The organism is Ensifer sp. ENS11 (genome assembly GCF_014851895.1).
Taxonomy (GTDB): Bacteria; Pseudomonadota; Alphaproteobacteria; order Rhizobiales; family Rhizobiaceae; genus Ensifer; species Ensifer canadensis.
On sequence record NZ_JACVAN010000004.1, the window covers coordinates 415,146 to 438,875 of the forward strand.

Sequence of the window (23,730 nt, forward strand, 5' to 3'; positions counted from 1 at the left end):
CTGAAAAGCCCGCCGATCGGCGGGCTTTTTTATTGGGCAGCCATGATTTCCGGCGGGCGAATGTAGGTTCTCAGGCCCTTGGCCAGCGCATCGAAGACCACCCGGCAACGCGGCGCCGCCTTCAGGTTTTCGTGCATGACGAGCCATGTCTCGAGCTTCATTACGAACCCGTCCGCCAGTACCGGGAGAATATCGGGGTCGCGGGCAGCAAGCGCATTCTGACAGATACCGATGCCGAAACCGGCGCGAATGGCGGCAAGCTGCGCGAGGTTGCTGTCTGCCTTCAGCGCAAAGCGCACGTCCGGCAGGCCGGGTGTGCGGGCGATGATTGCCCGGATCGCCGCCGTCTCGCGGTCATAGCCGATCAGGCTGTGGCGGCTCAGATCGGCAAGCGTGGCCGGGGTGCCGCGCCGGTCGAGGTATCGCCGGTGGGCGTGAAAACCGAGCGGCACCGCGCCGATATGAAGCGCCACCAGCGCATACTGACTGGGCACCGCCATGCGCACGGCGATGTCCGCCTCCTGCCGCAGGATGTCCTCGATCGCATCGGAAGCCGACAGCTCGATGGTCAGATCCGGATATTGCACATGCAGCTCGGCAAGGATCGGCGGCAACACCTCGATACCGATCACTTCGCTGGCACTGATGCGCACCGTTCCGCTGACCGTATCCTGCTGGCCGGAGGCAGCGCGAAGCAGGGCCGCTGATGTTGCTGCGAGCGCTTCGGCATAGGGTTGAAGCGCGCGGGCGGCATCGGTCGGCAACAGTCCCTGCGGCGAGCGAGTGAAGAGCGGAAAGCCGAGCATCTCCTCCATTGCATCGACATGGCGCCCGACCGTCGGTTGCGTCAGGCCGAGCTCGCGCGCCGCCGCCGACAGCGAGCCTTCTTTCAGCACCTTCAGGAAAGTCCGGTAGTAGTCCCAGCTCGGCTCGATCTTGCTCATACATAAAAGTATAGCAATGAAACAGAAAACGACAATTCCGTTTATCCCGGAATTGCACGACATTTCCTCCATCAGAACCGATGGAGCAGACGCAATGACCGACAATCTGGAAAAGGCAAGAACAGTCCTGGTATTGGGCGCGACCGGCGGCATCGGTGGTGCCGTCGCCCGCGGCCTCAGCCAGCGGGGATGGAAAGTGCGCGCACTCAATCGCAATATCGCCAAGGCCGCGCAGAAGGCGCCCGCGTACGAATGGGTGGAGGGCGATGCGATGAAGCGGCTGGACGTTCGCGCCGCCGCAGAAGGCGTCGAACTGATCGTTCATGCCGTCAATCCGCCCGGTTACCGCAACTGGGGCAAGCTGGTACTGCCGATGCTCGACAACACCATTGCCGCCGCGAAAGCGGAAGGCGCGCGCATTTTGCTGCCGGGCACGATCTACAATTTCGGTCAGGATGCCTTCCCGCTTCTGACCGAAGACAGCCCGCAGAACCCGCATACGGACAAGGGCATGATCCGCAAGGAGATGGAACTTCGATTGAAAGCTGCGTCAGACGCCGGTGTCGGCGTGATCATCCTGCGGGCTGGAGATTTCTTCGGCCCCGATGCCGCCAACAACTGGTTTTCGCAAGGGCTGGTCAAGCCGGGCAAGCCGCTGACCGCGATCAGCTATCCCGGAAAGAAGGGCGTCGCCCACCAATGGGCCTATCTGCCCGATGTGGCCGAGACGATGATCCGTCTGGTCGAGCGTGCCGAGGATCTGCCGGCCTTTGCCGTCTACCATATGGGCGGTTTCGTCGATGATGACGGCACGAAGATGATCGCCGCCATCCGGCGCGCAGCGGGACAGCAAAGGCTTCCGGCACGTGCCTTTCCATGGTGGCTGGTGACGCTGGCTTCCCCCTTCGTCCCGCTCTTTCGGGAGTTGCGCAAGATGCGCTACCTCTGGCGCCAACCGCTACGGATGCCGAACAATCGATTGCTGGACTTGCTCGGCGAGGAGCCGCGTACACCGATCGATGAAGCGGTGGCCAAAACCCTCAAGGCGCTCGGCTGCTTGCCGCAGAGTGCCGGACAAATCGGCGCCGGCGAGGGACTCACCCCAGCCAAAATGGCGATCAGTTCCTGAAGACCAAGCAAGCGCCACCATTTTTCCGAATGGTGGCGCAAAGCGCATTGGCTTCCACCTGGCTATCGCGGCCGATTCGGGCGGCATAACGAATGCGGCGGCCGAAGCTGGCATTGCGTTCGCGCAGGAGCAGGGCCTTCTCGCTACGGATCGGGGCCGGCAGACGTTTGACAGCGTTGACGAAGAGCCGCTGCGCCACCGATTTCTGAAAATGCGCCGCAAGCTGTACGCCCCAGGGCGCCCACTCCGCCTCATCGATCACGTCGATCTCGCGCAGTTGGCGGGTGCTGGCCAGCGCCACGCAGCCGTCGAGAAAATTCTTGCTCTTGTCGAGCGTCAGATCGAGTGTCTTTGGCGGATTGTCCCGCCAGTCCTCGACGCTGTAGGCGGTGATCGCCAGCACATAGTTGCGTGTCTCCGTCGGCAGCCAGTCCACTTCGAGGAAACGCTCCAGCCCATTTTCACCGGCATTGTAGGCGGCGGCGGCAAAACCGAGATTGCCGTAGCGCGACTTCAGCTCACCAAGATATTCGGCTGATTTTCCCAGAGCGGCAACGACATCGAAACTGTTGGAAAGGCCACGCATTTTCGCCGTTCCCGGCATGAACTGCGCGATGCCTTCCGCCCCTTTCGGGCTGACCGCATTCGGCCGAAACAGGCTTTCGCGCCAGATAAGGCGCGCAAAGAAGGCTGAAGGCAAGTCATTGGCGGCGGCATAATGATCGATGACGCCGCAAACATCGCGCTCGAAGCTTTCCTTGCTGATGCACAGCGATTTAACCGGGTCCGTCACCGACCGGCCGACATAGATGCACTTGGCGCGCACCGGCAGCTCGTCGATGCGAGCCTGAGCGATATCCGGCGACCCCATGCTCACGGCCATCAAAAGCGCCAGCAGCCCTCTGGCGGCAAACGCAAGACCTTTTGAGCTGCCGTTCCCCATGCCGTACCGCCCGCAATGCCTCATCGAAACAGACCGGCTTTATACATAGCATCTCGCGAGGTCAGGAAAAACAGGTCCTTCAGGCGGGTGAGCCGGTGGAGAGCACCAGTTGCATGAAGGTCAAGTCGAGCCAACGGCCGAACTTCGTTCCAACTTCGCGCATTCGACCGGTCTCTGTGAAACCCAGCCGTTGGTGAAGCCGGATCGAGGCGGCATTCTCCGACTCGATCCCCGCCACCATCACATGCTTGTTGAGACGTTCGGCCTCGGCGATCAAGGCAACCATCAGCTCGCGGCCGATGCCGCCGCCACGGCTTTTGCGGTGGACATACACGGAATGCTCGACCGTGTGCCGGTAACCGTCAAACGCACGCCAGTCGCCGAAGGAGGCATAGCCGACGATATCGCCGCTGTCTGCCACCGCGACCAGGACCGGGTATCCGGCATCGCTTCGCGCCCTGAGCCAGGCAGCTCGATTGGCGACATCGACGATCGTGTCGTTCCAGATGGCGGTCGTATTGGCCACCGCGTCGTTGTAGATGTCGCAGATGACCGGCAGGTCATCTTTCGTTGCTTGCCTGGTCAGCATGTTGCCCCGCATGTTCGTACACTATATGACTACGTCATGGATACTAAAGTGTACAGCCTTGATCAACGCATCAGTGATCGCATTCGTCTCGAGCGGGAAATCCGCGGCTGGTCACTGAGCGAGCTTGCGGAACGCTCCGGCGTCTCCCGCACGATGATCCACAAGATCGAGCGCGCAGATAGCAGTCCGACGGCAACATTGCTTGCGCGGCTTTCCGGTGCCTTCGGCCTGACCATGTCGACGCTGATCGCCCGCGCGGAAATTCAGGAGGGTCGCCTGTCGCGGCGCGAGCACCAGCCGGTCTGGCGCGATCCGCAAAGCGGATATCTCAGGCGGCATGTCTCACCGAACTCCGAGCTGCCGCTGGAACTGATCGAGGTCGAACTGCCAGCGGGTGCGGACGTGCCTATGCCGGCGGCCGCCTATGCAATGTTTCGCCAGTTGATCTGGGTGAAGCAGGGCGCCTTGACCTTCACGGAAGGCGAGGAGACGCATGCGCTGGCAGCAGGCGATTGCCTTGAGCTCGGACCACCCACGGACTGCATCTTCCGCAATGGCAACGATACGTTATGTGTCTATGCGGTGATCCTCTTAAGCAGCCGCTGACGCTACCTGTCGATTTCGGCTGCAGCGATCCGCGCGACCAGCATTTCGCCCTCGACATCGAAGTCGTCATCATCCTCCAGAAACCATGCGGCAGAGAGACCCGCATAGGCCAGAATCCAGGAAAGGATACGGCGCGGCGCCAGTCGAGTCGCCTCTGCGACAATAGCGAGATGGCGTTGCAGGCGACCGGGCTCGCTCACCACAGCCAGTTCCGGATTGCAGAAGAGATTGGCATAGTCGTAACCCGGATCGCCATAGACCGGCTTCGGGTCGATCGCCAACCAGCCACGGGCACTGAAGTCGAGAATGTTGCCGTGGTGAACATCGCCATGCAGCACGACCGGCGGATGCGGATCGGAAAACAAGGCCTCGGCCGCCGCAAGCGAACGCGCCAGCACGCCGCCATGGGTTCGTGCTGCCGGCGCCAGTGCCGCAAACCATCTCTCAAGCGGGACGAGATCGGGAATGGCCGCATCGCGGGGCGCATGGAGCGCCGCCACCGTCCCGCAGATGATCCGTGTCGCCACCTCGTCGCTTCCCGTCATCGCCATATGAAACAGCGATCGCCGGCTGTCGGTACGCTCCATCACAAGCGCATCCTCGTCGTCGGCATAGACTTCGGCAGCACCCTGGCCGGCCCACCAGAGCATCGGCAACCGGCCGAGCTTCTCTTCCACCTCGTGAGCGACCTTCAGCATTGCCGGCAGGCCGCGCCAGCGCACCGGCAGCAGTTGGCTCGATCGCGTTGAGACCCGGTCACCGTCCGGCTGCAGCGACCATTTTTCGAGGTAGGGAGCAAACATACAAGGAGGGATGGTCCGTTGACGATCAAGCCCCGCCGACCGGCGGGGCTTGAGGGATGTGGTGGTATCAGGCGACCTGTTCAAGAGACGGGTAGTCGGTATAGCCCTTTGCGCCACCGCCATAGAACGTCGCTTGATCCGGCGCATTCAACGGAGCGTTCTCCTGCAGGCGCTCGACAAGGTCAGGATTGGCAATGAACGGCTTACCGAAGGCGACCAGATCGGCCTCGCGACTTTCAACTGTCTTTGCCGCCAGATCGCGATCATATCCGTTGTTGGTCATCCAGGCAGCCTTGCCGCCGGCAGCGGCATAGACGGCGCGTAGAGCGTGGTAGTCGAACGGACGCTCGCCCTGTTGGTGATCGCGCGGACCGCCGGTCGCACCCTCGATGATGTGGAGATAGGCGAGGGGATAACGGGCCAGGTTCTTGACGACATAGCTGAACAGCGCCTGCGGCTCCGGATCGAAGGCGTCGTTGGCGGGCGTCACCGGCGAGAGACGGATGCCGACACGGCCGGCGCCGATCTCCGAGGTGATGGCATCAACTACCTGGAACAGGAAGCGGGCGCGGTTCTCGATCGAACCGCCATAGGCGTCGGTGCGCTGGTTCGAACCGGAGCGCAGGAACTGATCGATGAGATAGCCATTGGCGGCGTGGATCTCGACACCGTCGAAGCCGGCATCGATCGCGGCGCGGGCAGCCTTGCGATAGTCCTCAACGATCCCGTCGAGTTCGCTGATGTCGAGCGCACGCGGTTCGGAGGTTTCGGCAAACGAACCCGTGCCATCGGGATTGATCAGATAGGTCTTGGACTTTGCCCTTATCGCTGAAGGTGCAACCGGCTTGCCACCGTCCGGCTGCAGCGAATCATGTGAGATCCGGCCGACATGCCACATCTGTACGACAATCCGGCCACCCCTGGCATGCACGGCATCGGTGACCTTGCGCCAGCCCTCGAGGGCTTCGGATGTGTAGAGCCCGGGCACATCGGCATAACCCTGGCCCTGCTGGGTGATCGCAGTTGCCTCGGTGATCAGCAGGCCAGCCGATGCGCGCTGTTCGTAATAGGTGGCGTTGAGTGTGTTCGGCACGGCCTTCGGCGAACGATTGCGCGTCAACGGCGCCATGACGATGCGGTTCTTCAGGGTGATGTCACCAATGGTGATGGGATCGAATAGGGTAGCCATTGCAGGTCCTTTCGGTTTCAGTTTGGTCTTGGGGGGGGGTGTCAGAGACTGCCGATGTCCTTCAGGAACGCGGCAATCGTCTCTTCGTTGCGCCTGTAGAAAACCCATTGGCCGAGACGGCGGGTTGTCACCAGGCCAGCGCGCTGGAGAATGGCGAGATGGGAGGATACGGTCGATTGCGACAGGCCGCAGCGCTCGAACTGCCCCGCGCAAACGCCCATCTCAAACGGATGCTCCTGGGTCGGAAAGTGCACCTCGGGCTCCTTCAACCAAGCAAGGATGCTCACTCTTGCCGGGTGTGCCAGGGCCTTGAAGATTTCGTCTCGATCCATCGTCTATCGCCATATCGTGTTTTATCGATAGATGTATCGGCTACACTCGATATTCAAATCACAAGAGCGTGAGGAGGAAATGAGCAAAAAAAGAGGGCCGCAAGAAAACTTGGGCCCTTGTAGTTGTGAAGGTAATTAGAACCTCCAGAGGGGAACAGCTGCTGCGGTGGCGGGGAGGAGAAAGCCACCAAGAATGCATCAGCTACATTTTGATATGGGAAGCGAAGTACCAGCTTTCAATAGCCGGCTGTGAATTTCGTCACGGCTCGCCCGTGTCCACACAGTAGACAAAAAAAGAGGGCCACAAGATGACTTGGGCCCTTATAGTTGTGAAGGTAATTAAACCTCCAGAGGGGAACAGCTGCTGCGGTGGCACTGGGAGGAGAAGCCACCAAAGATGCATCAGCTGAGGGTGGTATGCTGCTTTTTTGGGCGAGCAGCAATCATTTAATATGCATGTCAGCCATGCCATGTGCGCATCACTGCTCATTTTTGCACCGCACAAACAAAATGCGGCGCACCAAATGCGCCGCACGATCTAAATTACGATTATAAAACAACGAGCTAATCAGCCATCCGGCAAATGCTCACAAATCGAGCAATGGCGCCTTTGGCGTCAGAAGCTCCAGTTCCTGGCCTTGGCGACGATGTAATCGCGGAAGACCTTGAGCTTGGCAGCATTCTTCATCTCGTCGGGATAGCAGAAGTAGGTGTCGAACGACGGAATGTCGGCACTGATCGGAAGTTGTATCAGGCCTGGATCGCGGCCGACGATATAGTCAGGCAGCATCGCTATGCCGATGCCGAGCAGGCAGGCGCGCTTGATCGAGGTCTGGCTGTTGATCTGCAGATGCGAGGTCCGCGGGTTGTCGGAATCGCGGCCGGCGATTTCGAGCCAGTTGACGTCGAGCAGGTAGTTTGGCGCAGGTTCGCCGAAGGTAATGATGCGGTGGTTGTCGAGATCGTCGAGCGACTGCGGTTCGCCGTGCTTGTTGATGTAGGAGGGCGCCGCATAGACGTGCATATGCACGGTGAAGAGCTTGCGCTGGATCAGGTCGGATTGCTGCGGCTGGCGCAGGCGAATGGCGCAGTCGGCATGGCGCATGTTCACGTCGAGCTCCTCGTTATCGAGGATCAACTGTACCTGGACATCAGGGTGCAGCGACATGAACTCCTGGATCTTGTCGGTCAGCCAGCCCTGGCCAAGGCCTACGGTCGTCGTGATGCGCAGCTTGCCGCTCGGCTTGTCGGTCGTCTCGCTCAGCTGAACCTTGACGCTTTCGAGCTTCATCAGCACTTCGTGCGCAGTCCGGTAGAGGATCTCGCCCTGCTCGGTCAGGATCAGGCCGCGCGCGTGGCGGTGGAACAGCTTGATGCCGACATCCTGCTCAAGCGAGCTCACCTGACGGCTGATCGCCGACTGAGAGAGATGGAGCTTGTCTGCCGCATGCGTGAACGACCCAGCCTCGGCCGCCGCGTGAAAAATGCGCAGTTTGTCCCAATCCAGCGACATGAAGTCCCCCATATGAAACCACCCCGGGGGACGGGATCATGTCCTCCGCGTGCGGCTGATGCATCTGTTCCCATACGGGAAGGCTCCTTGCCTGGAGCTTCCCGATTCGCAGCTTCTATTCGGCTGCAATTGCGACGGGCATATGACCCGCCAGGTATTTCTCGGCCTCGAGCGCCGCCATGCATCCCATGCCTGCAGCCGTCACGGCCTGGCGGTAGATGTCGTCGGTGACGTCACCTGCGGCAAAAACGCCGGGTATATCGGTCGCCGTCGAATCAGCGGCCGTCCAGAGATAGCCATTGGACTTCTGCCGGAGCTTGCCCTTGAACAGTTCGACAGCCGGCGCATGACCGATTGCGACGAAGACGCCGTCGGTCACCATGTCGCTCGTTTCGCCCGTCTTGGTGTTGCGCAGCTTCACGCCATTGACCGATGCAGGCATCGGCGGCTTGGGGGCGGCACCAAGATATTCGACGACCTCGTGGTCCCAGATGATCTTGACGTTGGGCTTGGCGAACAGGCGCTCCTGCAGGATCTTTTCGGCGCGGAACGAATCGCGGCGATGAACGACGGTGACGGTCTTTGCGAGATTGGAGAGGTAAAGAGCCTCTTCAACGGCCGAATTGCCGCCGCCGACGACGATGACGTCCTTGTTGCGATAGAAGAACCCGTCGCAGGTGGCGCAGGCCGAAACGCCGAAGCCCATGAAAGTCGGCTCGGTTTCGATGCCGAGCCACTTTGCCTTGGCGCCGGTGGCAATGATCAAGGCGTCAGCCGTCCAATCGTTGCCGCTGTCGGTCTTGACGCGGAAGGGGCGAACGGAAAGGTCAACATCCGTGACCAGATCATTGACGATCTCGGCGCCAACATGCGTCGCCTGCTTCAGCATCTGCTCCATCATCCACGGACCCTGAACCGGATCGGCATAGCCCGGATAGTTCTCCACATCGGTGGTGATCATCAACTGGCCGCCTTGTTCCATGCCGGCGATCAGGACCGGTTCCAGCATCGCGCGCGCCGTGTAGATGGCGGCGGTATAACCGGCCGGGCCGGAGCCGATGATCAGCGCTTTTACGTGGCGGGCAGTCATGGTCTTGTCCTTCGCTCACCGAATGGCCGAAGGGCCCTGTCCGGTTCCGTTACATCACAGGCAAATAGTGCCATACTTTAGGTATTCCCCCCCGGGACTTTCAAGGGCGGTCGCGGTGATACACACAAGTGCTTGAGCCCAAGGCGCCGATTTGACACCAGATCAGGCATTTTTGCACCGCTTGCGTCCCCCTTCTTCACGTCACAAGCCCGTGATGACATCGCATGAGAACCGGATCCAGCGAACGGAACATGAGATACAGGGATCGAGGGCAACACGACATTGCCCCCTTACACGCCTGACGGAAGACCTAGGACGGGCGCGAAGGCGTGGATCGCCACAGGTTTTTCGACGAACGCCCCCAAAAGAATCGATGTCAACCGGGCGCGACCGCCTCTGAACGCCGGTTTTCCCGCGAATAGTCGGCGCAGATGCTTGTTGTCGGATCGGTTTGGCGATATTTCACGCGGATTCACTTTGCTGGAGAGGCATATGGGGTTGAATGCAAGCCGCGTTTGGCTCGACCGCGAACTCGCCGCGTTCGGCAATTCACGACCGGAGAGTAGCCTCGCCTTCAGTGCGGGAACCGGATCGCAAACATACGCCTCCACGCCTCCAAGATCGCCCGCCGATAACACAAGGCTCACGCGCTACGAGCGAGAACTGCACACGCAGGGTCCGTCACTACGTGCAGGTCGAACGGACGGTCGACTGTCGATCAATTCTCTATGGCCAACCTGATAAAATCGGCTCGGTGACGACAACCTACCGGGCAATCCAAGCAAAGATACTCCTCTTCGGCTTTGCCCCATGCATCAAAGTCGCTTTGTGAAAAGGACGAACCTTCATGACGAAACAAGTCGAGCTCGACGCAATCGATCTCAAGATCCTTCGCGAGCTCCAGCGTGACGGCAGGATGACCAATGTGGATCTCGCCCAGCGTGTTGGCATTTCGGCGCCCCCCTGTCTGCGACGGGTGCGCAAACTCGAGGAAACCGGCGTTATCAAGGGCTACCACGCGCTGCTGAACGCACCGGCGCTCGGCTTCGATCTGGTGGGTTTCTGCATGGTGGGTCTCAAGCGGCAGTCGGAGGCGGATCTCAAGGCATTCGCCGCGGCAACCGCGGAATGGCAGATCGTGCGCCAGGCATGGACAGTCTCGGGCGAAAGCGACTTTCTGCTTCATTGCGTCGCCGAGAACCTGACCGCGTTCCAGGATTTCGTCATCGAGGTTTTGACCGCCAACGAGCGCGTCGATACGGTTCGCACGATGTTGACCATTCGTCAGGTCAAGGATATCGGGCTGGTCCAGATCTAGGATCCGGAACACTTGCGGATCCGCAACGGCAGCGAGGCTCCCTTGGAGAACGCAGACACGACCGAAGTTGAGTGGCGTCATCCATGAGCAAACTTCCGCTTTCCGCCTTCATCATTTGCCAGAATGAAGAGGCCTACCTCGGCAACTGCATCGAGAGCCTCGAGCAGTGCGCCGAGATCGTCATCGTCGATTCGGGATCGACGGATGGCACTGCCGCGCTCGTGCAATCCTTCATCGATAATGGATGGCCGATCCGCTTCATGCACGAGCCCTGGCGGGGCTATGCGGGCCAGAAACAGTTCGCGCTGGACCAGTGCACGCAACCCTGGTGCTTCAACATCGACTCCGACGAACGCCTTGATGAACCGCTGAAGGCGCTTCTGCCGTCGCTGCTTGACGGGCCGGCCGAGACGGTCGGCTGGCGCGTGGCGCGCCGCCCCTATTTGATCGGTTACGGTTATACGCCGGTGCGCGTGCATGAGAGGCGAAATCTGCGCCTGATCCGCAAGGGCAGGGGACGCTACGACCTCAGTCAGAAAGTGCACGAGGGTATCGTACCCGATGGTCATGTTGGCGCCGCCAGCAAAGGCAGCCTGCTTCATTATCGTCCGCTTGTTATCGACGAACAGATCCTGAAGGAAAACAAGTACTCCACGCTGAAGGCGGATCAGCAGGCAGCGGCCGGAAAACCACCGCGGCCATACAAGATGCTGTTCAGCCCACCGCTTTACTTTTATCGTCTCTATTTCCGAAACGGGCTTTGGCGCTGTGGCTTTCCGGGCTTCATCGAAGCCATGACGGGCGCCGTATACGCATTCTTGACCGCCGCAAAAATCTATCAGAGGCACGCACTCAGTAAGCGTCCCAACAACGATGATGCCGCTCTGCATTGAAAGCATCCAGGTGATTTTATGAAAGTGATGCATATCCATTTTGGCAAGGACGGTGGAGCGGAACGGTTCTTCGTCAATCTCGTCAACGCATTGCATGATCGTGGTGTCGAGCAGCGCATGCTGATCAGGCCCGACAGAAGCTGGCGTCAAGAGCTGGAGCATTGCGGCAAGATCTACGAAGGCGTCTTTCGCCGAATTTCGCTCTCGCGCTTTGTCCTTCAGGCACGCATGCAGCGGATATTGCGGGAGTTCCAACCCGACGTGATCATGGCCTGGCAGCTTCGCGCAAGCCGTTTCATGCCTGTCTACAACAAGGCCTTCCGCATTTCCCGACTTGGCGATTATCCGGAGCACCTCGGTTACTACACGAATGTCGAGACGCTCGTCTGCATAACACCCGATATCGCCGATCGCGTCAGAAAGCTCGGCTGGAAGCGTGGGGTCGAAGTGATCGCCAACTTCACACGGGCAACGCCGGCGGCCGCGATAGAGCGCCGAGACCTCGAAACGCCGGAGGATGCCTTTGTCGTCGTCGGCATGGGGCGGTTCGTGCCGCGAAAGGGCTTCGATCATCTGCTGCGCGCCGTCGCCAAGGTCAATGGCGCCTATCTTTGGCTGCTGGGCGATGGTCCCGAACGCGCCAACCTCGAACGGCTTGCAGAAGAACTCGGCATAAGGGACCGTGTGCGCTTTCCTGGCTGGAAGACGAACGCCTATGGCTACCTGTCGGCGGGCGATGCCTTCGCGATCACATCATTGCATGAGCCTTTGGGCAACGTCTGCTTTGAGGGGTGGGGTGCGGGAGTAGCCACTATTGCGTCTCGCGCCGAGGGGCCGTCCTGGGTCATGACGGATGGCCAGGACGCACTGATGGTTGATTGTGCCGATGCGGAGGGTCTGGCAATCGCTATCGAACGGCTGCGCGACGACCCGGCGCTTCGCACGCGCCTCTGCGAAGGTGGGCGCGATACGCTTGCCAAGCGTTTTTCGGAGCAGGTGATCTCAGAGACCTACCTCGAGCTGTTTGCCCGGGGTTCGAAGCAAACATGAAACTCGTCCATTTTCACTTCGGCAAGGATGGTGGCGCCGAGCGTTTCTTCGTCCATCTCGTCAATGCCTTTGCCGAGCGCGGCGTTGAACAGAAGGCGATCATTCGACCGGATCGGATCTGGCGCAAGGACATCAGCCCTTCCGTCGGAATCAAAGAGAGCCATTTCCGGAACCTGTCGGTCGACCGCATCCTTCTTCCATGGAAGACAGCACGGCTCGCCATGACGTGGAAGCCGGATGCTCTTATGGCATGGGCGCCCCGTGCCAGCGAATTGATGCCGAACTACAAGGGTTGCATCAAGATCTCGCGGCTCGGCGACTACCCGCCGCGGCTCCACTACTTCCGCAACACCGACTGCCTCGTCTGCAACACTCCTGGCATCGCCGCGCATGTGCGCGAAATCGGTTGGAAGCGCGACGTCGAGGTTATCTCCAATTTCACCAATACCGAACGCGTCGCTGCCGTCAGCCGCGCCACGCTGGATACGCCGAACGACGCGCCGGTCGTCATGTCGATGGGCCGCTTCGTTGAGCGCAAGGGCTTCCATACGCTGATCGAAGCGATCGCCAAGGTGCCGGGTGCGTATCTCTGGCTTGTCGGAGATGGGGAAGAGCGCGAAAACCTCGAAAAGCTTGCCATCGATCTCGGTGTTTCGGGCCGGGTGCGATTTGCCGGCTGGCAAAAGGACACGCGTGCGTTCCTGGCCGCCGCAGACATCTTCGTCATGGCGTCAAGCCATGAACCACTCGGCAACGTTATTCTCGAATCCTGGGCGCAGGGCACGCCAGTCGTTTCAAGCCGCTCTGAAGGACCGCAATGGTTCATGCGCGACGGTGAAAACGGCCTGATGGTCGATATCGGCGATGCCGAGGGTTTCGGCCACGCCATCGAGCGCATAGCAAACGACCGACAGATCGGGTCGCGTTTGGCAGAACGCGGCTACGAAACGCTGATGAACCAGTTTTCCAAACAGGCCATCACCAACGCCTATTTGAAGCTGTTCGCCTCGAAGAAATAGGCGGCAGTCGGCCACTAGGCCGGTCAGCGCATCAGCCGTTCGTACACTGAATTGATGGCGGCCGCTTCGCCTTCGATCGCAAACGAAGTGGCGGTGCGGACAAGGCCATTCGCACCCGCTGCTGTGCGCCGCCGGTCACCATCCATGAACGCGGCCGTCGCCTCGACCATGGCTTGAAGGTTATCGGCCGGGACGATCGTCCCGGTTTCGCCTGCACCGCTCACAACCAGTTCGGAAAATGCGCCGACATCGGTCGCCACGACGGGAACGCCCGTTGCCATGGCTTCGAGCGGTGTCAGACCGAATCCTTCCCAGCGCTGCGGCGCGACGAAAAGATCGAGCGCCCGGTACCAGTCGGGAATGTTGGTGTGTTCACCGACAAACAGGATACGCTCGGCAAGCCCGGCTTTGGCGACGCGCTCCTTGAGCTCGTTTTCAAATGCCACATGCGGACCCGTCGCCCGACCGGCAACGATCGCGCTCCAGCTTGGACGGCAGGGCAGGAGGGCGATCATGCTATCAACGAAGAGATCGGTGCCCTTCTGACGGCGGACCCGCCCGAAGCAGCCGACGAATTTCTGGGCCGGATCGACGCCAAGTGCGGCCTTCGCCTGATGCTGATCGACGGGCGGCTGGAACCGTATGGTATCGATCCCGTGCAGGATGACGTCGTTCGGCACTTCGAGATAGGCGGCTGTCTTGCCGCTTGTCGCGATCACCGCATCAATACGGCCGATCAGAAATTTACTCCAGCCCGTATGGCGGCGCTGGGATGCCGAGGTGAAGGCAATCTTCAACTTCATGCGCAGGAGATCGCGCAGGATGATCGCCGGCAACATCTCGACGTTGCGCCGAGCGTGCCAGACGCGGCAGCGCCGGCCGTCGGGCGCTTTCCAGAGATGCAGGAGATCGAGAAACCTGATCGAAGGCAGACTGTCGGGAAGACCCGGACCGAGCACCGCGATCTTCTGACCCAGCGCGCGCTGGATCGGGATGAGTTGGATGATTGTCGAGGTAACGCCCGAGAGGCGCCGCTTGAAATTGGGAGCGATCACCTCGACGTCCCGGATGTCAGCCACGGAATCGCTCTCCTTGCGCATGCGACAGTCAATGTCTTGGAGGCAGGGGGATCGGGGCGAAGCGGAACCGTCGCCCCAAAGGGGCGATCAGCCCCAGTTTACCGCGAGGATTTCGTAGGCCTTGGAACCGCCGGGTGCGTTCACTTCGATGGAATCGCCGACTTCCTTGCCGATCAGCGCGCGGGCGATCGGCGACGAGATGGAGATGCGTCCAGCCTTAACGTCCGCTTCCTGATCGCCAACGATCTGGTAGGTTTTTTCTTCCTCGGTGTCCTCGTCGACGAGCTTCACCTTGGCACCGAACTTGATCTTGGAGCCGGACATCTTCGACAGGTCGATGACTTCGGCGCGCGCGATCAGGTCTTCGAGTTCGCCGACGCGACCCTCGTTGTGGCTCTGAGCCTCTTTGGCGGCATGGTACTCGGCATTTTCCGACAAGTCGCCATGCGCGCGTGCTTCGGCGATGGCCTCGATGATTCGTGGTCGCTCTTCCTGCTGGCGCCAGCGCAGCTCCTCCTGCAGGTTGACGAATCCACCCTGTGTCATCGGCACTTTGTCGACCATTTCAATGTCCTTCATCAAGCACGAGGCGCCGCTTGGGGGCGGCGCCAACGCAAAAGAAAACGGTCTCCGGCGCGCAAGCACCGGAACCGTCCGAAATATCCGAACCGTTCTTATAGCAGAAAGGAAACTGCCAATGCCAGATTTTTCGCCATGATCCACCGCGTCCTTCACTTGGGGGGCGCAACTTGCAGACGCTCCTACCAATTTGACATCCTCGATAATGGGCTTTACCTCAACCGCGGTTGAGGTCGTAACAGTTCTGTTTCCGAAACGACGAACACACGGAAATGACAGGATGAGCACGACAAAAGACGACCGCGACGCAGGGAAAGCCGAGGGCCATTCAGAAGCGGAAGGGCGTTGGGCCGAGTTGTTGCAACCCAACCATCTGGCGGCGACCGTGACGCTTTGCCTCGGTGTCGCGCTCTTTGCCTTCAACGAGTTCTTCATCTCGACCGCGCTCCCGACGGCAGTCGAGGAATTTGGCGGTGCGGCACTGCTCTCCTGGGCCTTCACCCTCTATCTCGTCTTTGCAATCATCGGCGGGGCATTGGCTGCCAATCTCAAGGCGCGCTTCGGCGCCCGCAATGCGTTGATCGCAGCAGCGCTTGTCTTCGTCACCGGCACAGTGATTGCGACGCTGGCGACGAGCATGCCGCAGGTCCTGGTCGGAAGGCTGTTTCAAGGGCTGGGCGAGGGCATCATTGCCGCTATTTGCTATGCACTGATCCCGGAGCTTTTCCCGCCTCGGCTCGTGCCGAAGGTCTTCGGTGCAGAGGCCATCGTCTGGGCAAGTGCTGCCTTTGCCGGTCCGCTCATTTCAGGATTTCTCACCGAACACTGGTCATGGCGTGCGGCCTTCTTCGTCAACATTCCCGCCGCCGCCATCTTTATTGCGCTGGTCCTTGCCATCGTACCCAGACGGTCGGCTTCGGCGCAGATCGTGCAACCCATTCCGCTTTTTCGCCTGATCGCATTTGGCCTGGGCATACTGCTGATCTCGGTTTCGAATATGCTCCAGAACGGATTTGCCATGGCGGCGCTCGTGGTCGTAGCGATCGCCGTTCTCGTCAACACTGTGCATCTCGACCGTCGCTCCAGGCACTCAATTCTCCCGCTTGGCGCATTTTCGATCGGGCGCCCGCTCGGCACCGGCCTCTGGATCATTCTGCTGATGCCGTTGGCGCAGGCTTCCGGCTCCGTCTATCTCGTCTACGGCTTGCAACACCTCTGGAATTTCGGCCCGACGGCCGCCGGATTCTCGAGCGCGCTGATGGCGATGTCGTGGAGCTTGACCGCCATTCTGGTGGCGAGCCTGCGCTCGCATGATCTGCGTGTACGATTGATCTGGGTCGGGCCACTGCTGCTTTGCCTCGGGCTCATCGGCCTGACGGTCGCGATCGCGACAGCGGAGTTTCGGTTGGTTTTCGCAGGTCAAATTGCCATTGGTGCCGGCTTCGGCGTCTGCTGGGGCACGCTCAGCCAATTGCTGATGGATGTGTCGCCGCCCCCTGAGCGAGACAAGACTTCGGCACTGCTGCCGACGCTGCAATCCGCAGGTTACGCAGTCGGCGCAGCCGTCTTCGGGCTGACCGCCAACATACGCGGCTTCGATGAAGGCGCACGGTTGGCCGTCATGCGCGACGCGCTGTTAGCGGTGTTTGCCTTGAGTTGCGTGATCTCGGTTGCGTCGTTGTTCTTCGGCATCAGGACTGTCCGGCTTGCGCGCAGCCGAAGGCCAACACGCAGCGAGGCTCGGGCACAGCGGCCCGTGACGGTCGATTGATCACCAGGCCGTGGGCAGGGCGGCGGCGGTTTCGGTGGGGCGGCGGAATACGCCAAGGCTGCCTCGACCGATCAAAGCGTCCTGTTCACGGCCACGACCGTCTGACGGCGCAATCGTCGCCAGAATCTCGCCGCTGCCCGAGCGCACATGGACCCTCAGCGATCCATAGTCGGCATCGCGGCCAATCTTGTCGGCAATTCGCTGGCCGTAATACAGGGCGGAACCTTCGTCGAAGTGGCTGATGCCGTCCTCGTCGACAAAGCGCTCGTCGCCCCAATACAAATCGAAGAAATAGACCTGCACGATGTTGCCCCATCCCATGCGCAGTGCCGGATCTTTCCGACTTGGGAGCGCATGTGGGCATGTAAGCACCCGGCGACCGTACCTAGGCTGAACCCGGCGTTCAGGTGGCGTTCACAACAATGAGGGGGAGATTGCGCACTCGTAGAGCGATTTCGGCTGAGCATCGAGCCGCCGCTCGTCAGCGGCCCAACTGCGCGCACCCAAAGATGCGCGCAGCCGTCGTTCGATCAGGCCTTGAAGTAGCTCTGGAGCGGGCGAACCTCGAGGTTGCCGGCCTTGAGCGCCTTGATCGCGCGCGCTGCCGCCTCTGCACCTGCCATGGTGGTGTAGTAGGGCACCTTCTGCATCAATGTCGCGCGGCGAAGCGACTTGGAATCCGAGATCGCTTTGTTGCCATCCGTCGTGTTGATGACAAGCTGGACCTGCCGGTTGCGGATCGCGTCCTCGACATGCGGACGACCTTCCTGGACCTTGTTGACCTTGACGGCGGCAATGCCGTTTTCACCGAGGAAGCGGGCGGTGCCGCCGGTCGCCATCACCTTGAAGCCGATGTCGACGAGAATGCGGATCGCCGGTAGGACGCGGGTTTTGTCTTCGTCGCGGACGGATACGAACACCGTTCCGTCGCGCGGCAGATCGACGCCGGCACCGAGCTGCGACTTGGCAAAAGCAAGCGCGTAGTCGGTATCAAGGCCGATGACTTCGCCAGTCGAGCGCATTTCCGGGCCGAGCAGCGTGTCGACACCGGGGAAGCGGGCGAACGGGAACACGGCTTCCTTGACGGCGATGTGCTTCAGGTTGCGCGGGTCGGGCTTTTCGCCGTAGGCGGCGATCGCCACATCCAGCGCTTCACCGGCCATCACGCGGGCAGCGATCTTGGCGATCGGCGCACCGATGGTCTTGGCGACGAAGGGCACGGTGCGCGAGGCGCGCGGGTTGACTTCGAGCACGTAGATCGTGCCGTCCTTGATTGCGAACTGGACGTTCATCAGACCACCGACATTGAGTGCTTTGGCCAGCGCCGTCGTCTGGCGTTCCAGCTCGTCGACCATCGCGTTGTCGAGCGTGTGAACCGGCAGCGAGCAGGCACTGTCGCCGGAGTGAATGCCGGCCTCCTCGATGTGCTCCATGATACCCGAGACGAACACATCCTTGCCGTCACAGAGGCAGTCGACGTCGACTTCCGTGGCGTTGCTCAGGTAGCTGTCGAACAGCAGCGGGTTCTTGCCGAGAAGCGTGTTGATCTGGCCGGTCTTGTCGTTCGGGTAACGCTGCTTGATGTCTTCCGGAACGAGGCCCGGAACTGTATCGAGCAGATATGTCTGCAGCATGCTTTCCGAATGGATGATCTGCATGGCCCGGCCACCGAGAACGTAGGACGGACGCACGACCAGCGGGAAGCCGATTTCGGCGGCAACGAGGCGTGCCTGTTCGACCGAATAGGCGATGCCGTTGTTCGGCTGGTTGAGATCGAGCTTCATCAGCAGCTTCTGGAAGCGGTCGCGGTCTTCGGCAAGGTCGATCATGTCGGGTGCGGTGCCGAGGATCGGGATGCCGTTCTTTTCCAGTGCTTCCGCCAGCTTCAGCGGCGTCTGGCCGCCGAACTGCACGATGACGCCGACCAGTTCGCCCTTTTCCTGCTCGGCGCGCATGATCTCGATCACGTCTTCAGCGGTCAGCGACTCGAAGTAGAGCCGGTCCGACGTGTCGTAGTCGGTCGAAACGGTCTCGGGGTTGCAGTTGATCATGATCGCTTCATAGCCAGCGTCCTTCAAAGCGAAGGCGGCATGGCAGCAGCAATAGTCGAACTCGATGCCCTGGCCGATCCGGTTCGGACCACCGCCGAGGATGACGACCTTCTTGCGGTCGGAGACATCAGCCTCAGAGCGGGCCGCACCAACGAAAGGCGTCTCGTAGGTCGAGTACATGTAGGCGGTCGGCGAGGCGAATTCGGCGGCGCAGGTGTCGATGCGCTTATAGACCGGGCGGACGTTGAGCGCGTTTCGAAGTTCTGCCACTTCCTTCGGGCGCTTGCCGCCGAGCGTTGCCAGCCGGGCATCGGAGAAGCCCATGGCCTTCAGCATGCGCAGGTTCTCAGCATCCTGAGGCAGGCCGTGCTCGCGGACGCGCGCTTCCATGTCGACGATCGCCTTGAACTGGGCGATGAACCACGGGTCGATCTTGCTTGCCTCGTGAACTTCGGCCTCGCTCATGCCGAGACGCAGCGCCTGGGCAACCATGCGCAGACGGTCCGGCGTCGGCGTACCGATCGCGGCACGGATAGCGTTACGGCCATCGCCGTTCTCGTCCATGTCAGGGATTTCGATTTCATCGAGACCGGTGAGCCCGGTCTCAAGGCCACGCAGCGCTTTCTGCAGCGATTCGGCAAAGGTACGGCCGATCGCCATGACTTCACCGACCGACTTCATCGCAGTGGTCAGGACCGGCGAGGCGCCTGGGAATTTCTCGAAGGCAAAGCGCGGGATCTTGGTGACGACGTAGTCGATCGACGGCTCGAAGGATGCCGGCGTCGCGCCGCCGGTGATGTCGTTCTCGAGTTCGTCGAGCGTGTAGCCGATGGCGAGCTTGGCCGCGATCTTGGCGATCGGGAAGCCGGTTGCCTTGGAAGCGAGAGCCGAGGAGCGCGAAACGCGCGGGTTCATCTCGATGACGACGAGACGACCATCCTTGGGGTTGACGGCGAACTGCACATTCGAGCCCCCGGTCTCGACGCCGATCTCGCGCAGCACCGCGATCGAGGCGTTGCGCATGATCTGGTATTCCTTGTCCGTCAGCGTCAGCGCCGGAGCAACGGTGATCGAATCGCCGGTGTGCACGCCCATCGGGTCGATGTTTTCGATCGAGCAGATGATGATGCAGTTGTCCGCCGTGTCGCGGACGACTTCCATCTCGTATTCCTTCCAGCCGAGAACCGATTCTTCGATCAGCACTTCGGTGGTCGGCGATGCGTCGAGGCCGCTGCCGACGATGTCGAAGAATTCGGTGCGGTTATAGGCGATGCCGCCGCCGGTGCCGCCGAGTGTGAACGACGGGCGGATGATCGCCGGCAGGCCGACATCGTCGAGCGCCTGCGCGGCGATGGCCATCGCATGGTTCATGTAGCGCTGCTTGCGATCGCCTTCGCCGAGGTTCCACTGGTTTTCCAGTTCGTCGAGCGCCGTGTCGAGTTCCGGCCCGGAAAGGCGGCCCTTCAGTTCGGCGCGTTCGGCCTCATGCACCTTGCGGTCGTGGTCCTTGATGTCGGTGGCGTTCGCCAGGCGCGACTTCGGCGTCTCCAGGCCGATCTTGGCCATCGCCTCGCGGAAGAGCGCGCGGTCTTCTGCCTTGTCGATCGCGTCCGGCTTGGCGCCGATCATCTCGACATTGTAGCGGTCGAGAACGCCCATGCGGCGCAGCGACAGCGCGGTGTTGAGCGCGGTCTGGCCGCCCATGGTCGGCAGCAGTGCGTCTGGGCGCTCCTTGGCAATGATCTTGGCAACGACTTCCGGGGTGATCGGCTCGACGTATGTTGCGTCCGCCAGACCCGGGTCGGTCATGATCGTTGCCGGGTTGGAGTTGACGAGGATGACGCGGTAGCCTTCCTCCTTCAGCGCCTTGCAGGCCTGGGTGCCGGAATAGTCGAATTCGCATGCCTGACCGATGACGATCGGCCCCGCGCCGATGATGAGGATCGATTTGATATCTTGGCGCTTCGGCATGGTCGGTCATCCGTTTCTAGCTGCGCGAAAAACCGGCCAAAGTGGGAGGTCACCGGCCGGGCACGCATTGATGGTCTTTTCAGGCTAGAAGCGGCTTATAGGCAAATGTATCTGCAAGCGAAACCCCGAAAATTCCGGAATCGACAGGAAAGCCGACATATTTCGGCATGGGCTTTTGCAACGTGTCGGACGGCGGTCCCAAAGCCGCATGCGGGCCGTCAAATCACGCCCGGTACCACCAGAACCTCGACCTCGCCGGCAGCAGGCGGATGGGCAATCACGCTGGCGGCTTCATCGAGCGAAACGTGCCGCGCGATCCTCCGTGCAAGAGGTGCCTGTCGGTGCCACACGCCTCGACGCGCACCAGCAGGTCACCAGGGCCGGGAGCAGGCGTCCACCTTACGCAGGAAGTTCACTTCACCCAGGAACAGGTCGTCAATCGCCTCGAGCCGCAACGCCTTCATGACCATGCCTCCCTCCACAATTTCCCTGGTGCCAATAGGATTGTCAAAGCGGGACGGTCAAGGACGCGATCGAGGAAGGCGATAACCCCAGCGCTGCCGCACGGCCGCAGCATAGGTGCGGCTCACCGGCACTTCGGTTCCATCGCAAAGCAGGATCGTCATGCGACCGTTATCACGGACGAGGCGTGCAACATGCGCGTCCGCCACCCAATGGGAACGATGGACCTGCAGGCCCGCCACCGGGCCGAGTTCACCGAGCGCATCGGCGAAGCGCAACAGGACGAGTTCACGGCCGAGAGTGGTCGTCACTTCCGTGTAGTGATCGCTAACCGTCACGTGCAGCGGCAGGCCGCGATTGGCGGGTTTCAGGCGCAGAAGCAGCGGTACCCGGCCCGTCTCCTTGAGAAGAGCCGGGTTGCGGGACGTCTGTTGCCCGGCCTCGTCGGACGCGATTGCGGTGGTGCCGGCGTCATTCAGCTCCAAGGCGAATTCAGTGTTCATCGTCATCCAGGTCAAGGTGCAGAACAAGAGCGACAGGAACAGGCCGGTCGCGATGTCCGTCATGACGTCAGCGACTGTTGGAATGGCCGAAAAGGTCGCCGAGCCGATCGCGGTGGTCACGAGGCCGATCGGTATGCTGGCAACGGCTGCACCGATCATCATGCGAACGAAACCGGAGGCAACCTTTTCGCGCAGCAGGCCATTGGCAAGCACGGCCGAAACGATTGCGATCGCCCAGGTGACGGCGTGCAGCACGAGCCAGAACCCGAGCCGCGGCACGACAGCCAGGCGTTCGGCAGTGCCATAGGGCCCCGTGACCCAAAAGATCAGCACGACTGCAGCAAAGGTTGCCCAGAGGCGTGGCGCCTTGACGACAAGATGCAGCTCACGAAGCGTGGATTGCAGAAATGGGCGTTTCACGAAGTTTTCCGTCCGTTCCAGTCAAAGCGTTTGAGCGCAGCCCGGAGCCTGCCGCATGCATCGCGGGCATGTGGCTGGCATGTATCTCGGCGGCATTGTCGTTGCCGGCCTCTTCACACTGCTGCCCGGAAGGCTGCTGCATGCGAGCCTGTTCTCCGAGCTTTCGATCTGGCAGTCGGCGGTGATGGCGGCTCTGCTGGCTGCGCTGCTCATTTCCGCAGCCGTCCTGTCGATCCGACAGGGTCGTCTCTTCGGTCGCCGCAAGTCCTCGAAAAGATTAGCTTGATCGCAACCTTACGGGCCTGATTGCGTTTTACAACGGCATTCGGCCCGGCATATAAAAGGTCTGACCGATATTGCGTATCGATCCATGCCGGGAGGACAGATCATGGAATGGAAAGGCCGCCGCCAATCCGGAAACGTTGAGGACCAGCGCGGGGCGAGCCCCGGCGGCGGTCTGGGCGGTAATCCATTCGGCCGCGGTGGTGGCTTCCGCATGCCCGGCGGTGGCGGAGGCATGCGTGGCGCCGGCGGCGGCATGAGCTTCGGCACCATCATCTTTCTGGTCGTGCTCTATTTCATCCTGAAGGCCTTGGGCATCGACATGCTGCAGGTGCTGAACGGCGGCGGCGGTCCGGTCGCGCAGCCGGGCTTCGAGCAGAGCGATGGCTCGCCGGTACCCCGCGGATCGGCGCAGGAAGAAGAGATGAAAGCCTTCATGTCGACGGTGCTGGCCGAAACCGAAGACACCTGGAACGGCATCTTCCAGGCGAGCGGCGAACAATATCAAGAGCCGAAGATGGTGCTGTTCAGCGGCTCCGTGCGCTCCGCCTGCGGCTTTGCCTCGGCAGCGTCCGGCCCGTTCTACTGCCCTGGTGACCGCAAGGTCTATCTCGACATGGGTTTCTTCGACGAGCTTGAGCAGAAGTTCGGCGCATCTGGCGACTTCGCGCAGGCCTATGTCGTTGCGCATGAAGTTGGCCACCATGTTCAGAACCTGATCGGCGTGCTGCCGAAGTTCAACCAGATGCGCCAGTCGATGGGTGAAGCCGAAGCCAACCAGATGTCGGTTCGCGTCGAACTGCAGGCTGATTGCTTCGCCGGCGTCTGGGGCAAGTATACCCAGCAGAAGGGCCTGTTGGAGCAGGGCGATCTGGAAGAGGCGCTGAACGCCGCCACCCAGATCGGCGACGACACGCTGCAGAAACGCATGCAGGGCTACGTCGTCCCGGAAAGCTTCAACCACGGCACATCGGAGCAGCGCATGCGCTGGTTCAAGCGCGGCTTCGACAGCGGCAAGATGGCGGCCTGCGACACCTTCTCCGGCCAGGTCTGATTCCAGACCGTCCAGGGAAAAAGCAAAGGGGCCGGCGAGAACTGTCGGCCCCTTTCGTTACCCGGGATTAGAGCGCTCTGGGTTAGACAAAGTTGCAGAGAACACTCTACAGCGCTGCGCGTCTTATTCGACGCGCAAAG

General features: G+C 61.0%; 22 protein-coding genes. 9 read left to right on the forward strand and 13 right to left on the reverse strand.

Annotated features, from left to right (window positions below; genetic code table 11):
* Positions 1–29: 29 nt before the first annotated feature.
* Positions 30–944, reverse strand: a complete 915-nt coding sequence (locus tag IB264_RS11180; protein WP_192433333.1) for a LysR family transcriptional regulator — start codon at positions 942–944, stop codon at positions 30–32.
* A 94-nt stretch (positions 945–1,038) separates the two neighbouring features.
* On the opposite strand from IB264_RS11180, the gene IB264_RS11185 reads away from it, so the two are divergent.
* Positions 1,039–2,073, forward strand: a complete 1,035-nt coding sequence (locus tag IB264_RS11185) for an NAD(P)H-binding protein (protein WP_025427095.1) — start codon at positions 1,039–1,041, stop codon at positions 2,071–2,073.
* On the opposite strand, the gene IB264_RS11190 is transcribed toward IB264_RS11185, so the two are convergent.
* Complete coding sequence (locus tag IB264_RS11190; protein WP_234907880.1) at positions 2,063–2,944, reverse strand: lytic transglycosylase domain-containing protein; 882 nt, start codon at positions 2,942–2,944, stop codon at positions 2,063–2,065. The two genes, IB264_RS11185 and IB264_RS11190, sit on opposite strands and share 11 nt — an antisense overlap.
* A gap of 151 nt (positions 2,945–3,095) precedes the next feature.
* Positions 3,096–3,605 carry a GNAT family N-acetyltransferase gene (locus IB264_RS11195; protein WP_025427093.1) on the reverse strand — a complete coding sequence of 170 codons (510 nt, stop codon included), beginning with the start codon at positions 3,603–3,605 and terminating at the stop codon, positions 3,096–3,098.
* Between the two features lie 36 nt (positions 3,606–3,641).
* On the opposite strand from IB264_RS11195, the gene IB264_RS11200 reads away from it, so the two are divergent.
* Positions 3,642–4,211 (forward strand): XRE family transcriptional regulator, encoded by a 570-nt coding sequence (locus IB264_RS11200; protein WP_025427092.1) that lies wholly within the window; start codon positions 3,642–3,644, stop codon positions 4,209–4,211.
* A gap of 2 nt (positions 4,212–4,213) precedes the next feature.
* Here the strand turns inward: IB264_RS11200 and IB264_RS11205 are convergent, their stop codons facing one another.
* From IB264_RS11205 to trxB, 5 genes are all read right to left on the reverse strand, one after another.
* Positions 4,214–5,014 (reverse strand): aminoglycoside phosphotransferase family protein, encoded by an 801-nt coding sequence (locus IB264_RS11205; RefSeq protein ID WP_025427091.1) that lies wholly within the window; start codon positions 5,012–5,014, stop codon positions 4,214–4,216.
* 67 nt (positions 5,015–5,081) lie between these two features.
* Positions 5,082–6,203: an alkene reductase gene (locus tag IB264_RS11210; RefSeq protein WP_025427090.1), complete on the reverse strand. Its 1,122-nt coding sequence runs from the start codon at positions 6,201–6,203 to the stop codon at positions 5,082–5,084.
* A 41-nt stretch (positions 6,204–6,244) separates the two neighbouring features.
* On the reverse strand, positions 6,245–6,535 hold the full coding sequence (locus IB264_RS11215; protein ID WP_025427089.1) for a helix-turn-helix transcriptional regulator: 291 nt from the start codon (positions 6,533–6,535) through the stop codon (positions 6,245–6,247).
* A 616-nt stretch (positions 6,536–7,151) separates the two neighbouring features.
* Positions 7,152–8,048: a LysR family transcriptional regulator VtlR gene (locus IB264_RS11220; protein WP_038577011.1), complete on the reverse strand. Its 897-nt coding sequence runs from the start codon at positions 8,046–8,048 to the stop codon at positions 7,152–7,154.
* Between the two features lie 115 nt (positions 8,049–8,163).
* Positions 8,164–9,138, reverse strand: coding sequence for a thioredoxin-disulfide reductase (gene trxB, locus IB264_RS11225; protein WP_025427087.1), 975 nt, complete (start codon positions 9,136–9,138; stop codon positions 8,164–8,166).
* An 847-nt stretch (positions 9,139–9,985) separates the two neighbouring features.
* Here trxB and IB264_RS11230 point away from each other — a divergent pair.
* The 4 genes from IB264_RS11230 (at position 9,986) to IB264_RS11245 (ending at position 13,418) form a co-directional block, all read left to right on the forward strand.
* Entirely contained in the window at positions 9,986–10,456 is a 471-nt protein-coding gene (locus IB264_RS11230) for an Lrp/AsnC family transcriptional regulator (RefSeq protein WP_025427086.1), read from the forward strand.
* Between the two features lie 83 nt (positions 10,457–10,539).
* Positions 10,540–11,349, forward strand: coding sequence for a glycosyltransferase family 2 protein (locus IB264_RS11235; protein WP_025427085.1), 810 nt, complete (start codon positions 10,540–10,542; stop codon positions 11,347–11,349).
* Between the two features lie 18 nt (positions 11,350–11,367).
* On the forward strand, positions 11,368–12,399 hold the full coding sequence (locus IB264_RS11240) for a glycosyltransferase (protein ID WP_025427084.1): 1,032 nt from the start codon (positions 11,368–11,370) through the stop codon (positions 12,397–12,399).
* Entirely contained in the window at positions 12,396–13,418 is a 1,023-nt protein-coding gene (locus IB264_RS11245; RefSeq protein ID WP_192433334.1) for a glycosyltransferase, read from the forward strand. The genes IB264_RS11240 and IB264_RS11245 overlap by 4 nt, the downstream gene beginning before the upstream one ends.
* Positions 13,419–13,441: 23 nt before the next feature.
* Here IB264_RS11245 and IB264_RS11250 read toward each other — a convergent pair whose 3' ends face one another.
* Together IB264_RS11250 and greA are read right to left on the reverse strand one after the other, a co-directional pair.
* Positions 13,442–14,497 carry a glycosyltransferase family 4 protein gene (locus IB264_RS11250; RefSeq protein ID WP_192433336.1) on the reverse strand — a complete coding sequence of 352 codons (1,056 nt, stop codon included), beginning with the start codon at positions 14,495–14,497 and terminating at the stop codon, positions 13,442–13,444.
* A gap of 87 nt (positions 14,498–14,584) precedes the next feature.
* Positions 14,585–15,061 (reverse strand): transcription elongation factor GreA, encoded by a 477-nt coding sequence (gene greA, locus IB264_RS11255; RefSeq protein WP_025427081.1) that lies wholly within the window; start codon positions 15,059–15,061, stop codon positions 14,585–14,587.
* A gap of 295 nt (positions 15,062–15,356) precedes the next feature.
* Here greA and IB264_RS11260 point away from each other — a divergent pair, with 295 nt between their 5' ends.
* Positions 15,357–16,847 (forward strand): MFS transporter, encoded by a 1,491-nt coding sequence (locus tag IB264_RS11260; protein ID WP_025427080.1) that lies wholly within the window; start codon positions 15,357–15,359, stop codon positions 16,845–16,847.
* Here IB264_RS11260 and IB264_RS11265 read toward each other — a convergent pair whose 3' ends face one another.
* From IB264_RS11265 to IB264_RS11275, 3 genes are all read right to left on the reverse strand, one after another.
* Positions 16,848–17,168 (reverse strand): DUF6894 family protein, encoded by a 321-nt coding sequence (locus IB264_RS11265; protein ID WP_038576103.1) that lies wholly within the window; start codon positions 17,166–17,168, stop codon positions 16,848–16,850.
* 209 nt (positions 17,169–17,377) lie between these two features.
* A complete protein-coding gene (carB, locus tag IB264_RS11270) occupies positions 17,378–20,869 on the reverse strand; it encodes a carbamoyl-phosphate synthase large subunit (protein WP_025427078.1) in 3,492 nt (1,163 codons plus the stop codon).
* Positions 20,870–21,390: 521 nt separating this feature from the next.
* Positions 21,391–22,254 carry a LytTR family DNA-binding domain-containing protein gene (locus tag IB264_RS11275; RefSeq protein ID WP_025427077.1) on the reverse strand — a complete coding sequence of 288 codons (864 nt, stop codon included), beginning with the start codon at positions 22,252–22,254 and terminating at the stop codon, positions 21,391–21,393.
* Positions 22,255–22,309: 55 nt separating this feature from the next.
* On the opposite strand from IB264_RS11275, the gene IB264_RS11280 reads away from it, so the two are divergent.
* Together IB264_RS11280 and IB264_RS11285 are read left to right on the forward strand one after the other, a co-directional pair.
* On the forward strand, positions 22,310–22,540 hold the full coding sequence (locus tag IB264_RS11280; RefSeq protein ID WP_025427076.1) for a hypothetical protein: 231 nt from the start codon (positions 22,310–22,312) through the stop codon (positions 22,538–22,540).
* Between the two features lie 102 nt (positions 22,541–22,642).
* Positions 22,643–23,590, forward strand: coding sequence for a neutral zinc metallopeptidase (locus IB264_RS11285; RefSeq protein WP_025427075.1), 948 nt, complete (start codon positions 22,643–22,645; stop codon positions 23,588–23,590).
* Positions 23,591–23,730: the final 140 nt, after the last annotated feature.